General features: G+C 30.9%; 16 protein-coding genes. 4 read left to right on the top strand and 12 right to left on the bottom strand.

What is annotated here, in order from left to right; all coding sequences use genetic code 11:
- Window positions 1-669 carry a molybdate ABC transporter permease subunit gene (gene modB, locus CD135_RS02420; RefSeq protein ID WP_017000343.1) on the bottom strand — a complete coding sequence of 223 codons (669 nt, stop codon included), beginning with the start codon at window positions 667-669 and terminating at the stop codon, window positions 1-3.
- Between the two features lie 10 nt (window positions 670-679).
- Entirely contained in the window at window positions 680-1,459 is a 780-nt protein-coding gene (modA, locus tag CD135_RS02415; protein WP_037539351.1) for a molybdate ABC transporter substrate-binding protein, read from the bottom strand.
- Between the two features lie 272 nt (window positions 1,460-1,731).
- Here modA and fdhD point away from each other — a divergent pair, with 272 nt between their 5' ends.
- Window positions 1,732-2,523, top strand: a complete 792-nt coding sequence (gene fdhD / locus CD135_RS02410) for a formate dehydrogenase accessory sulfurtransferase FdhD (protein WP_103268748.1) — start codon at window positions 1,732-1,734, stop codon at window positions 2,521-2,523.
- A gap of 73 nt (window positions 2,524-2,596) precedes the next feature.
- Here fdhD and CD135_RS02405 read toward each other — a convergent pair whose 3' ends face one another.
- The 5 genes from CD135_RS02405 to CD135_RS02385 form a co-directional block, all read right to left on the bottom strand.
- Window positions 2,597-3,349 carry a GNAT family N-acetyltransferase gene (locus CD135_RS02405; protein ID WP_103268747.1) on the bottom strand — a complete coding sequence of 251 codons (753 nt, stop codon included), beginning with the start codon at window positions 3,347-3,349 and terminating at the stop codon, window positions 2,597-2,599.
- A gap of 13 nt (window positions 3,350-3,362) precedes the next feature.
- Window positions 3,363-3,914, bottom strand: coding sequence for a biotin transporter BioY (locus CD135_RS02400; RefSeq protein WP_103268746.1), 552 nt, complete (start codon window positions 3,912-3,914; stop codon window positions 3,363-3,365).
- 73 nt (window positions 3,915-3,987) lie between these two features.
- Window positions 3,988-4,845: an ROK family protein gene (locus CD135_RS02395; protein WP_103268745.1), complete on the bottom strand. Its 858-nt coding sequence runs from the start codon at window positions 4,843-4,845 to the stop codon at window positions 3,988-3,990.
- Between the two features lies 1 nt (window position 4,846).
- Window positions 4,847-5,494: a FadR/GntR family transcriptional regulator gene (locus CD135_RS02390; protein ID WP_017000349.1), complete on the bottom strand. Its 648-nt coding sequence runs from the start codon at window positions 5,492-5,494 to the stop codon at window positions 4,847-4,849.
- Entirely contained in the window at window positions 5,491-6,177 is a 687-nt protein-coding gene (locus CD135_RS02385) for a FadR/GntR family transcriptional regulator (protein ID WP_103268744.1), read from the bottom strand. Before CD135_RS02385 ends, CD135_RS02390 begins: the two co-directional genes overlap by 4 nt.
- Window positions 6,178-6,329: 152 nt before the next feature.
- On the opposite strand from CD135_RS02385, the gene CD135_RS02380 reads away from it, so the two are divergent.
- Together CD135_RS02380 and CD135_RS02375 are read left to right on the top strand one after the other, a co-directional pair.
- A complete protein-coding gene (locus CD135_RS02380) occupies window positions 6,330-7,199 on the top strand; it encodes an N-acetylneuraminate lyase (protein ID WP_103268743.1) in 870 nt (289 codons plus the stop codon).
- 29 nt (window positions 7,200-7,228) lie between these two features.
- Window positions 7,229-8,737 (top strand): sodium:solute symporter family protein, encoded by a 1,509-nt coding sequence (locus CD135_RS02375; protein ID WP_103268742.1) that lies wholly within the window; start codon window positions 7,229-7,231, stop codon window positions 8,735-8,737.
- 126 nt (window positions 8,738-8,863) lie between these two features.
- On the opposite strand, the gene CD135_RS02370 is transcribed toward CD135_RS02375, so the two are convergent.
- Both CD135_RS02370 and CD135_RS02365 read right to left on the bottom strand, forming a co-directional pair.
- The gene (locus CD135_RS02370) at window positions 8,864-9,802 is read right to left on the bottom strand and encodes an ABC transporter substrate-binding protein (protein WP_064204600.1); all 939 of its coding nucleotides are present in this window, start codon (window positions 9,800-9,802) and stop codon (window positions 8,864-8,866) included.
- A gap of 126 nt (window positions 9,803-9,928) precedes the next feature.
- A complete protein-coding gene (locus CD135_RS02365; protein ID WP_017000934.1) occupies window positions 9,929-10,300 on the bottom strand; it encodes a YbaN family protein in 372 nt (123 codons plus the stop codon).
- Between the two features lie 145 nt (window positions 10,301-10,445).
- Between CD135_RS02365 and CD135_RS02360 the strand changes: the two genes are divergently transcribed.
- The gene (locus CD135_RS02360) at window positions 10,446-11,384 is read left to right on the top strand and encodes an EamA family transporter (protein WP_082892494.1); all 939 of its coding nucleotides are present in this window, start codon (window positions 10,446-10,448) and stop codon (window positions 11,382-11,384) included.
- Window positions 11,385-11,453: 69 nt separating this feature from the next.
- On the opposite strand, the gene CD135_RS02355 is transcribed toward CD135_RS02360, so the two are convergent.
- The 3 genes from CD135_RS02355 to CD135_RS02345 all read right to left on the bottom strand — a co-directional run bounded on the left by CD135_RS02355 (window position 11,454) and on the right by CD135_RS02345 (window position 15,118).
- Window positions 11,454-12,617: an acyl-CoA dehydrogenase family protein gene (locus CD135_RS02355; protein ID WP_103268741.1), complete on the bottom strand. Its 1,164-nt coding sequence runs from the start codon at window positions 12,615-12,617 to the stop codon at window positions 11,454-11,456.
- Between the two features lie 258 nt (window positions 12,618-12,875).
- Window positions 12,876-14,267, bottom strand: a complete 1,392-nt coding sequence (locus tag CD135_RS02350) for an L-cystine transporter (RefSeq protein WP_064204602.1) — start codon at window positions 14,265-14,267, stop codon at window positions 12,876-12,878.
- Window positions 14,268-14,437: 170 nt separating this feature from the next.
- The gene (locus tag CD135_RS02345) at window positions 14,438-15,118 is read right to left on the bottom strand and encodes an ABC transporter ATP-binding protein (RefSeq protein WP_103268740.1); all 681 of its coding nucleotides are present in this window, start codon (window positions 15,116-15,118) and stop codon (window positions 14,438-14,440) included.
- Window positions 15,119-15,190: the final 72 nt, after the last annotated feature.

Here is a 15,190-nt window from a genome sequence, read left to right as displayed (position 1 = left end):
CTACTCCCATTTATGATTCTTCTGGTTCAATATGTTAATAGTGCTAATAACGCAAATAGCAAATGCAATCAATACAAGCACCCATATCCAGGCTTTATGTTCTTCTCCTGCTTGAACTAAGAAATATATTTCTAAAGGTAATGTATTCGTTAATCCAGGTATATAGCCAGCGATCATTAAAGTTGCACCAAATTCACCTAATGCTCTTGCAAAGCTCATTACAATACCTGAAAATATTGCTCGCTTTGATAATGGTAAAATAATCTGTCTAAAAATCTTACTTTCGCTAGCTCCCATTGTTCTCGCAGAGTTTAACATTTTAGGATTGATAGATTGAAATCCATTTATTACGTGTTGATACATTAAAGGCAAACTTACGATAACAGCTGCTATGACAGCTCCAACCCATGTAAATATAATTTGAACATGAAAGACTTCATCTAAAATGCCACCAAACAATTTGTTTTTAGAAAATATAATCAATAATATAAACCCCATCACAGTAGGTGGTAAAACGATTGGTAACATAATAATACTTTCAATAATAGGACGCATTTTACCTTTATATCTATGCATTAATTTCGCCAGAAAAATCCCTAATATGCATACAATAATAGTACTGATTAACGATACTTTAATTGATATCCAAAGTGGTGTTAAATCTGGCATAATTTATCTCCTATTCTTCAAAGTGATAATCTTTAAATATTTGTTTGGCTTCTTTTGTTTTTAAGAATTCAAACCATTCTTTTGCTTCTTTATTATCCGTTACAAGACCTGCTCTATAAACAATAGGTCTGTCTAAAGGTGCATCAGACAATTTTTCAATATTTTTCACTTTTTCATTTTTACCTTTATAAATATCTGTAGCATAAACAAAGCCTGCTTCTGCATTTTCATTTTGTACATAATTTAGTACTTGTTTAACATCTTTTGCAAATACAAAAGTACTCGTCATGCCATTATATATATCTTCTTTTTTCATATATTCAATTGCATACTGACCTGCTGGTACACTTTTTTCTTCACCAAGAGATATTTTTTTGGGTGAACTGATATCTTTTAAATTTTTAATTGGAGAGTTTTTATATTTTATAATGATTAATTTATTTTCAGCATAATCATAAACTTCAGAAACTTTATCTTCATCTTTTAATTTATCGATATCAGAAGTATTAGCTGACATCATGACATCGACATCTGCGCCAGCTTCAACTTGTTTACGAAGACTACCTGACCCACCATAGTTAAATTTAATTTTTGTTTTAGGATGTTCTTTCTTAAATTCTTTTTCTAATGCTTTTGTAACATCTGTTAAACTCGCTGCTGCTGCAACAGTAAATGTTTTGTCAGCATTTTCTTTTCTAGCTTTGTCCTGATTTGATTCTGAACTACATCCAGCTAAGACAAGTAGTAATGTCAGAATCAATAGTAAGGCCTTCTTCATTTTCTCATTCATCTCCGTTTCAAAATATGTATAAACTTAATTTACACCTTTCAATCGATTAATGAAAGTTCCTTATATATTTTTTCACAAATATGTATTAAATAGAATAATCAAATTAATTTTCAGGGTAATATGATTGACAATTTAGGGCTTTACCTAACCTAAATTAATTTAATTTTTAGAATATAACGTAAGTTATGTAAAAGCTTTCTTCTTTTAAAAGTTCATTCTTCACAGTAAAATAGTAATCATAAATAAATCGATAATTAAAGTGAGGAATATATATGGAGCAGAATATGACTTTTAACCAACCCATTTTAAGATATGAACATCAAGAATTAAGAGAAACTACAGATGATTATGTCACTGAATTTCCGATTACCATTATGGTTAATGGTGAAGAATTTGCTACAATAATTTGCTCACCGAAAAACCTCAAAGAACTTGTTCTAGGATTTTTAGCTTCAGAAGGCGTTATATTCAAAAAAAGTGATTTAATGCAAATTTCAATAGATGATTCGAAAGGTTTTGCTCATGTAGAACTAAATAAAAAAATAAATCTTAAAGATAATAAATTCACACAACGTATGATTTCATCTTGTTGTGGTAAAAGTCGCTCTTTTTATTTTAACAATGATGCTTTAACTGCTAAAATATCGAATTCAAAAATAAAAATAAAGCCGAATCAAATTCTTAGTATGATGGACCAACTTCAAACAGAAAGTAAAATTTTCCAACAAACAGGTGGATTGCATAACGCTGCTATTAGTGATGGCGACATGTTTTATGAACATCGAGCTGACATTGGTCGACACAATGCGCTAGATAAATTATATGGATACTGCATCCAAGAAGATATACCTGTAAGAAATAAAGTGCTTATTTTTAGCGGTCGTATTTCCTCGGAAATATTAATAAAAGCAGCAAAGATTGGCGTTGGTGTTATACTTTCCAAATCAGCACCAACTAATTTAGCTATTGAAATAGCTAATGATCTTAACATAACAGCTATAGGTTTTATAAGAGATGGTAGCTTTAACGTATATTCTCACCCAGAACGACTAGAAATAGATTAACTACTAGTTTACATGAATAATGCTCTTTCAAAAATGCATAACTGCATTTTAAAGAAAGAGCATTTTGTACTTTTTATTCTACTGTAAATTCTTTTAAAGCTTCATATTGGAATCCACCATATTGATAACCTTGTGCTTTATACATATCTTTTGCAGTATCTTCACCATCTGCAACGAGTATTACGGATTTCCCTTTCGCATAATTCGCTACAAATGATTGCATTTGTGATCCTATACCTAGTCTTCTCATTGGTTCTCTAACAGTAAAGCTATCTAGTTCGACATATGCTTCATTATCCCATATTAGTAAAATCCCAGCTGGTTTCCCTTTATAATAAGAAATGACTTGTATAGGATTGTCCGAATTAAATTGCTTTTTATTATCTTCTACTTTCAATTCTGCATAGTCTGTTCCAAACTTTTTATCAAATTCATAAGAAATATTTAAAAAATCTACAATATTATCTTCATCTGTAGGCATTACTTCTATATCATCATGTGGTTCTTTTAATAATTTTTGAGGTGTAACTACATATAATTCTATCCAACTATACTCATAACCTCTATAAGTTAAATATGAACTTAATGGTTCCTCAAGTCGCTCATTTTCTGGGAATACAAATTTTAAAAATGGTTGCTTATGTTGATCATGTAATACTTTTAACATTTGTTCATCTTTTTTAAAGGTATGTAAATCAGGCATAATTTTATAAACTATTTTATTTGAATCATATTGTATTCTTTTATGCAAAGTTTGATAGTGAATATATCGATTTGTAGTTTCTAAAATATCGCCGTCAGTAATTATATCTTTAAACGATATCACATTACTTCACCTCTTAACTATTTCTTATCCTTTTAATTTCAGGTATATGTTTTAAACTAAATAATAACATAGTTGTTAAAATAGCTTTAACGATATCTCCTGGCAAGAATGTAGCTGCGAAAATATATCTCTTAGAAATAGAGATATTCATGAATTCCCCCATCATAAATCCACCGATTAAATTCAATAATAGTACACCTATTACTATATTAATGATAAGTACGTAAACAAATGTTAATTTTTTCCATTTTATATCGATAAAGTAACCAATAAGAAATGTAATAAACGGGTATCCTAATATGTAGCCTGCTGATGGACCGAAAAATACACCTAATCCGCCTCTTCCTCCAGTTAAAATAGGTAATCCGACTGCCACTAATAATAAAAATATAACTACACTAAGCGTACCTCTTTTATACCCTAATAGACACCCAGCCAACATGATGCCTGTATTTTGAAAAGCTATTGGAACTGGCATAAAGGGTAACGGAATTGGTGGTATAAATGCTAGCATAGCTATAAATGCGGTAAACATTGCGATAATAACGATATCTTTTGTCTTCAAAATTTTCACTCCTATTAATAAGATAAGATATATTATATCACATTGTTAACCAAAATAAATATCAAGTTAACAATCAATTAAAAAGTGCTACAGCCCCATATAAAGCAGAGTCATTACCTTTTGAAGTTGTTTCAATACGTGCATGCCCATAATCTTCTGGTAAATATTGATTTATATATGGTTCAATTAAATCAATCAGCTTCTCCTCTTGTTTAGAGATACCTCCACCAATAAGTATAATCTCAGGATCAAATACTATTTGAACTTGTGCAATTCCTTCTGCGACTTTTTTAGCCCAGTTCTTTAATATAGTCATTGCTTTTTCATCATCGCTATATGCCAACTCAAATAACTGTTCTACAGAAACAGGTTCTCTATATTGCTTATTAATTATTGATTTTAAAGCATTTGTTGAAGCACGGTCTTCATACGTTGTATTTGTCTCTTCATCATATAATAAATAACCAATTTCACATGCTTTATAATTCGCACCTTCTAATAATTTATCTTCGTAATAAGCGCCTCCTATTCCAGTACCAATTGTCATTAAAAATAATGATTGAGTATTACCATCATGCTCAGATAATTCCCCTAACAACGCACAAGACACATCATTGTGAATCTCAACATTATGAGTGATATATGCCAATGACTCTTTAAAGTTTGTTCCATTATATCCAGGTATTGTCGGGCCTGCATAAGTAATCACACCTTTTTCAGAGTCAACCACTCCTGCTGTTGAAATACCTACTTTGGGATTATTCAACTCGAAGTCCTTCACATACATTTCTATAATATTTTTAACTTCATTAAGTATTTCGTTTTGAATATTTTCCGGTGTTTTGACTTTTTGATAACCATGAAGTTTTTGTGCTTCATCTATTACTCCAGATTTTATATAAGTTCCACCTATATCTATAGCTATTTTCATGTTAGCCCTCCTTAAGTGATAAATGCTTAGTCATTAATTCTTTTGCAGTTGTGATGTCTTTATTATGGATTGCTTCTACGATACGTTTATGTGTTTGAGATGTTTCTTTATAGTCAATTTCTTGCTGTTGATTTTCAATATGATAAAAGTATGATTGTACGACTGTACTCAACTGTTCAAATAGTGCGTTACCAGTCGAATGTAAAATTGCTTGATGGAATTTACGATCATTCTCATAATGATTCTTTACATCCTCATTTACTATTTGAGACAATAATTCAATATCTTTATTATTTTTAATAATTTCTTCTATAGCTGCACATTCAAAAATAATTCTTAAAGATAATAAATCTTGTTTCGAGCCATTTGCAACTTGAAAACTAAATAAAAAACCTTCTACTAAGCTCGTTACATCAGGTGCTTTAATGACTGTACCTCTACCTTGAACCGTTTCTATAACACCTGTATGTTCTAAATAACTAAGTGCTTCTCGTACAACAGAACGGCTTACACCATACATTTCAGTAAGCGCTCTTTCTGTAGGTAATTTGTCGCCCATAGTTAAGCCATTTGATAAAATATATTGTTTAATTTCTTGTAAAACTTGTTCCTTTAAACTTTGTACTTCTATTTTATTTAAATTACTCATGATTTACGCTCCAAATCTTCTATCCATTCAAACACTCTTGAAAGATGGTTATTCATTATTTCATGCGCTAAAATTAAATTTAACGATTCTATAGCTTCTATAATCTTACCATGTTCGTAAAAAGATTTTTCTATATCTTCTTGTACTACGACTTTATTGAATTGATTCTTTGAAAAATATTCTTTAATAACTTTACTCATAGAAATAAGCGTTTGATTTTTAGTAAATAAAATGATGGTTTCATGAAAAATCGAATCATATAGCGCCAATTGATCAGCTTGTTTTATAGAGTCATAATATTTCTTATTAATATCTTTCAACTTTTGAGAGTCTACGTTTAATTTTCCTTCGATAATTAAACGTATAGCACCTAATTCTATAATTTTACGTACTTCTAATAATTCTTTAATTTTGAATCCATGAACTTTCATGTGAGACTCAAAAAGCATAGATAGATGCTTATCTTTTTCAGTTATATACATACCACTTCCAGATTTAACTTCTATTAAACCACTTTGTTGTAACCTACTAACTGCTTCTCTTACTACTGTTCTACTAACACCTAATTTTTCAATGAGTAATTTTTCAGAAGGGAGTTTATCACCATTTTCAAATTGATGAATTGTTATATATTCTTTTAATTTTTCAACTGCTACGTCCACTAAAGATGTTCTTTTCATCATTGTATCTCCCCCCTTTTTAAAGTTTATTTTATCATACAAAAATCTAGTTTTATAAAAACAATTGACACTTAATGATGCAATCGCTTACAATATAATTATAAATTGGTCTGACAATATTATCAATTATAAAAATAAAAAAGGAGTTTTTAATGATGAAAGGCTTATATTCAGCGTTACTAGTACCATTTGATAAAGAAGGAAATATTTTAGAATCAGGTTTGAGACAAATTGTACGTCAAAATATCGACGTTCAAGGTATTGATGGTTTGTATATCAATGGTAGTTCTGGGGAAAATTTCTTAATAAACACAGAGCAAAAAAAGCGAGTATTCGAAATTGTTAAAGATGAAGCTGGAGATGAAATTAAATTAATCGCTCAAGTTGGTGCATTAGATTTAAATGAATCAATCGAATTAGGTAAATTTGCTACTTCTCTTGGCTATGATGCATTATCAGCAGTTACACCATTTTATTACCCATTTAGTTTTGAAGAAATTAAATATTACTATAATGCAATTATCGAAGCGACTGGAAATGACATGATTATTTATTCAATTCCTGCGCTTACTGGCGTGAATTTATCCATTCAACAGTTTGAAGAGCTTTTTGAAAATGAAAAAGTAATCGGTATTAAATATACTGCTGCTGACTTCTTCTTATTAGAAAGAATTAGAAAAGCATTCCCTGATAAATTAATTTTATCTGGTTTTGATGAAATGCTTATTCAAGCAGCTATATCTGGAGTAGATGGCGCAATTGGTTCTACTTACAACATTAATGGTCAGAGAGCAAGAAAAATTTTCGAATTAGCTAAACAAGGTAACATTCAAGAAGCTTATGATATTCAACATGAAACAAACGATATCATCGAACAAGTACTTGCTTTAGGAATATACCCTACATTAAAAGCAGTATTATCAGCTAAAGGAATTGAAGCTGGAGAAGTAAAAAGACCTTTAGCACCTTTAGATAATGAGGGATTAGAAAAAGTTAAATCACTCGTTTCAAAATACAACTTATAATTTATTGATGAACAAAGGGGATGTCATACATGAATGAAGTAGGTTTTGGTACAGCAAACTGGGTCGCATTGATACTTTATCTATTGGGAACACTATTAGTCGGGGTATACTTTACTAAGAGAGCCGGACAAGATACAGAGGCGTTCTTTAAAGCAAAAGGTAAAGTACCGTCTTGGGCTGTAGGTTTTTCAATATATGCAACTACATTAAGTGCCATCACATATATGGGTACACCAGAGCGTGCGTTTAATACAGATTGGTCGTATGCTGCCGGGAATATCGCAATTATTGCAATCATACCGTTACTTATCTATTTCTATATACCTTTCTTTAGAAAATTAGATGTAACAACTGCTTATGAATATTTAGAAGAACGTTTTGGCGTTATTATAAGAGTTATTGGCTCATTGGCTTTCACATTATTCCATGTTGGACGTGTCGCAATCGTTATTTACTTACCAACATTAGCAATTACAGCCGTTTCTGATATTAATCCTTATTTAATCGCCGCATTGGTAGGTCTATTATGTATGATTTATACATTTATGGGCGGTATCGAAGGTGTTATTTGGAGCGATGTTATACAAGGTATTATTCTGATCGGTGGCGCAGTAGCAATTATCTTCTTAGGTGCGTTTCAAATTGATGGCAACTTTGCAACAGTAGCTCAAGAAGCAGTACAAGACAAGAAATTTATATCTATGGATAATTGGAAACTTGGGGGCGCAGCAGCTGCTATACCTATCATCTTTATTGGTTCCATATTTAATAACTTACACCAATATACGGCCAGTCAAGATATCGTTCAACGTTATCAAACAACAGGTTCTGTAGCTTCAACAAATCAGTCACTTTGGACTAACGGTTTACTAGCATTTATCACAATTCCGATTTTCTATGGAATGGGAACTGTATTATATTCTTTCTATAATAATACAGCAGCTTTACCAGAAGGATTTAACACATCCGCATTAGTACCTTATTTCATTTTGACACAAATTCCGCCGTTTGTTGGTGGTCTATTAATTGCAGCGATATTTGCAGCTGCTCAATCAACAATTTCATCTAGTTTAAACTCGATTTCAGCATGTGTCGTTGTCGATTTAAAACAAAGATTTTCTAAAAATAATGATTCTAAAAATGATGTACTTTTAGCTAGAATCATCATTATAATAGCAGGTGTATTCGGTACATTAGCTTCATTATATTTAATCAATCAAGAAACTAATGAAACATGGGATCTATTCCTATTAGTAACAGGACTATTTGGTGTACCAATTGCAGGGGTATTCGCTGTAGGTATCTTTACTAAAAAAGCAAACTCAATCGGTGTTATTATCGGTTTAATCGTTGCAGCAATTGCTTCGTACTTTATTGGTAAAACGGATATCACACCATTTACAGTATCAGTAATAGGATTCTTTATTGCATTTATCGTAGGTTATCTTGCGAGCTTACCATTCTACAAACAAACTAAGAATATTAAAGGCTTAACAATATATACGATAAATGATCAATACGTAAAAGAAACTAAATAGTTCGATTATAATAAATTAAACTAAAGTACTAAAAAATATAAAACAGTGGAGTCCGGGACATTAATTTGTCTCGGGCTCCACTGTTTTAATATTATTTATAAGTTTAATTTTACGACTTAAAGTTGATTAATCAGCTTTTTTTAATAATTCTTTCTTTAAGAATTCACGTTGTACTTCTAATGAATACGGATCATTATACCAGAAAGTTTGAGCATCAATTTCTATTACTTTATCATTCTTAACAGCAGGTATAGATTTGTATGATTCAGTATTAATAAATTCTGGTTTTTCTTGTCCTTTTGTTAATGGTAAGAATAAATAATCTCCAGAATATTTTTCAATTTCTTCTTGTGAAATTTTCTTCCATCCATCTTTTTTAACGTCTTTCTCAACGCTTTCAGGCATTTTTAGACCAAATGCTTGGTAAAGTACTTCTGTACCTCTACCCCAGTTTTCACCGTAGCTGTATATATCTTTTTGGAAAGCTTCGATTACAGATACAGTTGTATCTTCACCGATTTTCTCTTTAATTTCTTTACCATCTTTAGCAGTTTGTTTCTTCCATTTTTCTACCCATTTTTTTGCTTCATCTTCTTTGTTTACAAGTTTACCTAGTTCAACTTGCATATCTAAATAATTGTGTTTGTTGTAGTCATATGGAATAGTTGCTGCAATCTTTTTATATTTGTTTAAATTTTTATCTTGGTTATATGTAATGATTAAATCTGGTTTTAATTTTGCTACTTGTTCAACATTATCTTCACTTACTTTTTCAATGCCTTTAATTTTATCTTTTAACACACTTGTTTGATCTGTTGATGCTGGAACTCCTACTGGTTTAACGCCTAAATGTAAAAATCCACCAACATAAGACGGAGCTAATACGACAATTCTTTTAGGATCTTTTGGTATATCAATTTTTTTACCATCATCCAATGTGTAACTCACTGTATCATTACTAGATTTTGTATCATTTTTACTTTTGTCTTCTTTATCTTCTGATTTGTTCCCGCATGCTGCTACAATCAAAGCTAAAGCCAAAACTAATGTTAATAACTTTTTCATAATACCCTCCTGTTGATAACGATTATCATTTGCAATAAAGCAATTATATATTGTTTTCCAAAATATATCAATAAGAATTTTTAAATAAATAAAAAAAACTACCTTACAAAAAGGTAGTTTAAAAATTTATTTATTTTTGGCAGGTAATGTTTTCACCAAAGTGAATAAGACTACTGTTTGGAAGAATAACATTATACATAACCCTATTCTGATATAAAAGTTATCAACCATCCATATAGAAAAACCAACCACAATATATACACTAATAAGTAATTCGAATTTCTTTTTCAATGTATATCCTCTATATTTTTGAAAATCTTCAACATATTCTTTATATACTTTAGTATTTATAAGCCATTTATGAAAACGTTCAGAGCTTTTTGCGAAACAAAAAACTGCTAATAAAATAAAAGGAGTAGTTGGTAGTAAAGGCAATACAGCGCCTAAAAACCCGAGCGCAGTTGCAAGTATCCCGATCGACATGTAAACATATTTCATTTAACTACCTCTCTTTAGAATGATTATGTACATTATAAGAACGCCTAAGTTAAAAAAGCAAGTAAAAGTTATTTGAATATTGTTGGTTTAAATTTCAAATGATACAATAAAATAATTATAAAAGATTAGAATTGAGGGATTTATATTGAAAAATGAACAGCTAAAAGGCACTTTACTTGTCTTATTTGGTGCTTCTTTCTGGGGTATAGGTGGAACAGTTACAGAAAAATTATTTACAGATTATCATTTACCTGTTTCATTGTTTGTAGCTGTTCGTTTAACACTGAGTGGTTTCTTCTTGTTATTAATAGCTAAACTTATTCAACGACAACCTTTAATGCATATATTTAAAGTAAAACATTCATTATTTCAGCTTATTATCTATGCTTTATTTGGTATGTTAGGCGTCCAATATACATTTATGGCAACGATAGACAAAGGTAACGTAGCTGTGGCAACATTATTACAATTTCTAGCTCCTGTAGTCATTCTTATTTATTTACTGCTAACTAGAAAAAGTAAATTTAGAATTGCAGATATTACGATTATTTTATGTTCATTATTTGGAACAAGTTTATTATTGACTAATGGTAATTTTTCTACCCTTTCTGTTCCAAGTAATGCAGTTGTTTGGGGATTATTAACTGCATGTGCAGCAGCTTTTTATACAGTTTATGCTACTAAATTATTCATTAATTGGCCTTCGCTAGTAGTTATCGGTTGGTCCATGTTTATTGGCGGTATAGCTTTATCTATCATTAATTTAGACTTTTCATTTCCTTGGCATTTACTCGATTTAAAAGGCGTTTTATATTTTATTTTTGTCATCACTTTTGGAACAATGTTTGCTTTTTGGATGTATCTAGAAAGTGTTAAATACATAAGTCCTCAAACTACAGCATTATTTGGTGTGATGGAACCTGTTACTGCAGTTATCTCTTCAGTTATTTGGTTAAAAGTTTCATTTGGATTATGGCAATTAATCGGTATGATTATCATTTTAACAGTAGTACTTTATATGTCGATTGGTATGAAACCTAGACGCAAAAAACGTAAAAAGTATAAAGTTAATAAAGCTTTATAAACATAAAATACCAATAACGCTCATCTCCTTAAATAGATTAAATGGAGTTGAGCGTTAAATTTTCTTCTCTTATTTTGTTCTTTCTTCTCGTGCTTGTTTAGCTAACTTTTTAATAGTAATATCATCCATTGGCGGGTTATGAAGGCCAGCTCTAATATCTCTATAATATCTTTGCAATGGGCGTTCCATCTCTAAACTTTTGGCACCAACAATTCTCATGGCGCTATCAATAATTTTAATTGCGTGATTAACGACAACATGCTTTGCTGCACCTATTTCTTCATTAATTCGTGCGTTTGTTATAGGTGGATTTTGATATTTATCGATTACACTATAAATATAATGGCGTGCTGTTGTAAGCTCTAATTCCATGTTTCCTATATTTTGCTCAACTGCTGGTATATCAGCAATAACACCTTCTATGCTACCTGGACTATACTCGTTTGCAAAATCAACAGCATAATCACGTGCAGCCTGTGCAATTCCTAAATAAACAGCTGGTATATGAAGGTTCCAAGGATTTGGTACGGCGCCACGTGGACCTTTAGATACTTCTACTAAATATTTTTTATCTATTTTCACATCGTCTAATACTAGATCATGGCTTTCTGTAGCACGCATACCTACCATGTTCCAATTTTCTGCAATTGTTAATCCTTCAGTTTCCCTAGGTATTAAGAAAAATCCTAGAGCTTCTTTTTCAGGTATAAAAGCTCCGACTAAAAAGTGAGTCAATCTTTGGCTCATTGTCGTAAAAGTTTTCACACCATTTATAATATACTCGTCACCTACTAATTTAGCATTTGTACTGGGTCTAGCACCACGAGTTGGACTTCCCGTATCTGCTTCACTAACCGCCCTATTAACGATTGCACCATTTAGAACTTCTTCAGCAAATTCATCCATGATTTCTTTATCCCATAAATTTTCTGAATATATTTGGCCAACGACACCCATATGCCATCCTATCGATAAAGCTGTTGCACCATCAATTTTGCCTAAAGTTTCTTGTAATATAATAACATCTTCAGGTGTCGCACCCTCTCCACCATACGATTTTGGCAATACTGTTTTTGTGTAACCTTCTTTAATCAACCAATTAATATTTTCATAAGGAAATTTTGAGTGTAAATCATTTTCTTCAGCATGTTTTTGTAAAGCCTCTTTATGATTTTCAATTTTATTAATCCATTTTTGTTGAAACTCTGTTTTAATAAATAAATCTCTGCTCATCGTTTTCACGCTCCTTAGTATCACTTTATCACTGTCATAATATGCTTTCAATACATATCCGACTATATAGATAAGTTTAAAGCATAAAAGAGAGTGGGATAGAAATCTCATTTTATTAAAAAGAATTCGTAGTCCCACCTTGTCAACTACTGTCATTATAATGAATAAGGCTGAGACATGTATTTATGCCCCAGCCCAAAAATTAAATTAGCACTAAATGAATACATTGAGAACACTATTATTTCTCATTTTAATGATTTAATATGATTCACCTAGTTCATCAAAGTCTTGATCATTATATTTATCTTCATCTAATTGACCAGTTAGTTTAGCTGTCGCTGTGCCTGCTAGCATAGAATCATTAACGTTTAAAGCTGTTCTACCCATGTCAATTAATGGCTCTACTGAAATTAAAACCCCTGCTAATGCAATAGGTAAATTTAATGTAGATAATACGAGAATTGCCGCAAATGTTGCGCCTCCACCTACACCAGCTACACCAAATGAACTGATTACAACGACGCCAATTACTGACAATATGAACGGTAAGTCTATATCTACACCTGCACTTGGCGCAATCATAATTGCGAGCATCGCTGGATAAATACCTGCACAACCATTCTGTCCTATTGATAACCCGAATGAACCAGCAAAGTTTGCTACTCCTTCAGGTACACCTAAACGTTGAGTTTGCGTTTGCACGTTTAATGGTAACGTACCCGCACTTGATCTAGATGTAAATGCAAATAATAATGTTTCGCCTGTTTTTTTAACATAAGTAGAAGGATTTAAACCAACTACTGTTACTAGAATTAAGTGAATAATAAACATCGTTATTAAAGCAGCGTAAGAAGCTAATACAAATTTTCCTAACGTCCAAACCGCTTCAAAATTACTTGTCATAACTGTTTTTGTCATAATAGCTAAAATACCATATGGAGTTAATCTTAATACAAATGTCACAATACCCATTACTAAAGCGTAAATAGCATCGACACCTCTTTTAAGTAAGTTACCTTTTTCCGGTTCTTTTCTCATCACACGTAAAAAGCTAAATCCAACGAAACCAGCAAATATTACAACAGCTATTGTAGATGTTCCTCTAGCACCTGTGAAGTCTAAAAATGGATTAGCTGGTAATAGCTCTATAATTTGGCTTGGTAAATTGTTTGCTTCCATATCGTCCGATGTTTGTTGAATTTCTTGTCCTCGACTATTTTCAACATCACCCATGTCTATTTGTGATGCATCTAAATTAAATATCATTGCATATATAACGCCAACTAAAGCTGCAACTGCAACGGTACCTATTAAGAATGTAAATATCCATGCACCAACTTTAGCAAAATTTTGTCCTATAGCTATTTTCGTAAAAGCAGAAACGATTGAAATGAATATTAATGGCATTACAATCATTTGTAGTAGTTTAATGTAACCAGTACCGATTACATCTAGCCACGAAGCTGTATTTTCTGTCACTTTAGAATCTACGCCATAAATCAAATGTAATACTAAACCTAATAATATCCCGATGCCTAAACCTATTAATACACGCTTAGAAAACTTCACGTGTTTTTTACTTAAGTAGGCTAATACCCCTATAAATATTAAGAAAACAACAATATTTATGATTACCCATAATGTTTCCATTTAGTTTTCCTCCTAATTCTTTTAATTCCGATATACTAAATAAGAATACACGTAAAAAAAAGTAAATGCAACAAGATAATTAGTATTTTAAAAATTCTGATTTTATATAAAAACTAAAATCAAAAAGTTCTAACTAATTTATATCCGTTGCATTTACAAAGCTTGATTTATTATGCGTTATTTAGCTCTTCTAAGCTATCTTCAAATTGCCAACCTTTTTCCTCAAGTACATTTCTATAGAAAGGATCTTTGCCAATTAATTTAATTTCATCTGCTATTGATTCTACTTCGTCTAAATGGTGCGTTGTTAAAATAATTAAGCATGATGACTTTAGACTATTTAATAAGTGATGTATGTCATATCTTGATTTTAAATCTATACCGACAGTCGGCTCATCTAAAATTAATATATTTGGATTACCTAACAACCCAATTAACAAATTGACTTTTCTTTTAGTTCCACCTGATAAAGAAGAAACTTTTGACTGTCTTTCAGTCAAATTTAATTTTTCACAGTAAGTTGTTATTTGTTCATCAGTAATTGACTTTTTATACAAAGCTTTAAAGAATTTAATGTTTTCATTAACAGTCATATGTTCAAACAAAGCAATGTCTTGAGGTATATAACCTATTTTATTTTTTATTTGTCGATTATTTAATTTTTTTCCAAAATAAAATATATCACCACTAGTAGGTTGTTCAAGGGAAGCAATCATTCTCAGCAAAGTAGATTTACCAGCACCATTTTCACCTAGTAAAACAGTTAATGTCTTATCGTTGAATTCTGTACTAAAATCGCTAAATATATGTTTATTTTTATAATTTTTATTGAGGTTTTTAATCTTAATCATCAATACACCACCTATATTTGTATAAATACATATACAATATTTATAGCTATTGCCCATAATAAAGCCATAAAT

The sequence above is a fragment of the Mammaliicoccus lentus genome (assembly GCF_002902755.1).
GTDB lineage: Bacteria > Bacillota > Bacilli > Staphylococcales > Staphylococcaceae > Mammaliicoccus > Mammaliicoccus lentus.
The sequence above is the reverse complement of the archived record's forward strand: the minus strand, read 5'-3'. Positions and strand labels throughout refer to the sequence as shown.

Coding starts and splice junctions, on each gene's coding strand:
- modB (WP_017000343.1), bottom strand. CDS start 669: ATGCCAGATTTAACACCACTTTGGATATCAATTAAAGTATCGTTAATC.
- modA (WP_037539351.1), bottom strand. CDS start 1,459: ATGAATGAGAAAATGAAGAAGGCCTTACTATTGATTCTGACATTACTA.
- fdhD (WP_103268748.1), top strand. CDS start 1,732: ATGGAGCAGAATATGACTTTTAACCAACCCATTTTAAGATATGAACAT.
- CD135_RS02395 (WP_103268745.1), bottom strand. CDS start 4,845: ATGAAAATAGCTATAGATATAGGTGGAACTTATATAAAATCTGGAGTA.
- CD135_RS02390 (WP_017000349.1), bottom strand. CDS start 5,494: ATGAGTAATTTAAATAAAATAGAAGTACAAAGTTTAAAGGAACAAGTT.
- CD135_RS02385 (WP_103268744.1), bottom strand. CDS start 6,177: ATGATGAAAAGAACATCTTTAGTGGACGTAGCAGTTGAAAAATTAAAA.
- CD135_RS02380 (WP_103268743.1), top strand. CDS start 6,330: ATGAAAGGCTTATATTCAGCGTTACTAGTACCATTTGATAAAGAAGGA.
- CD135_RS02375 (WP_103268742.1), top strand. CDS start 7,229: ATGAATGAAGTAGGTTTTGGTACAGCAAACTGGGTCGCATTGATACTT.
- CD135_RS02370 (WP_064204600.1), bottom strand. CDS start 9,802: ATGAAAAAGTTATTAACATTAGTTTTGGCTTTAGCTTTGATTGTAGCA.
- CD135_RS02365 (WP_017000934.1), bottom strand. CDS start 10,300: ATGAAATATGTTTACATGTCGATCGGGATACTTGCAACTGCGCTCGGG.
- CD135_RS02355 (WP_103268741.1), bottom strand. CDS start 12,617: ATGAGCAGAGATTTATTTATTAAAACAGAGTTTCAACAAAAATGGATT.
- CD135_RS02350 (WP_064204602.1), bottom strand. CDS start 14,267: ATGGAAACATTATGGGTAATCATAAATATTGTTGTTTTCTTAATATTT.
- CD135_RS02345 (WP_103268740.1), bottom strand. CDS start 15,118: ATGATTAAGATTAAAAACCTCAATAAAAATTATAAAAATAAACATATA.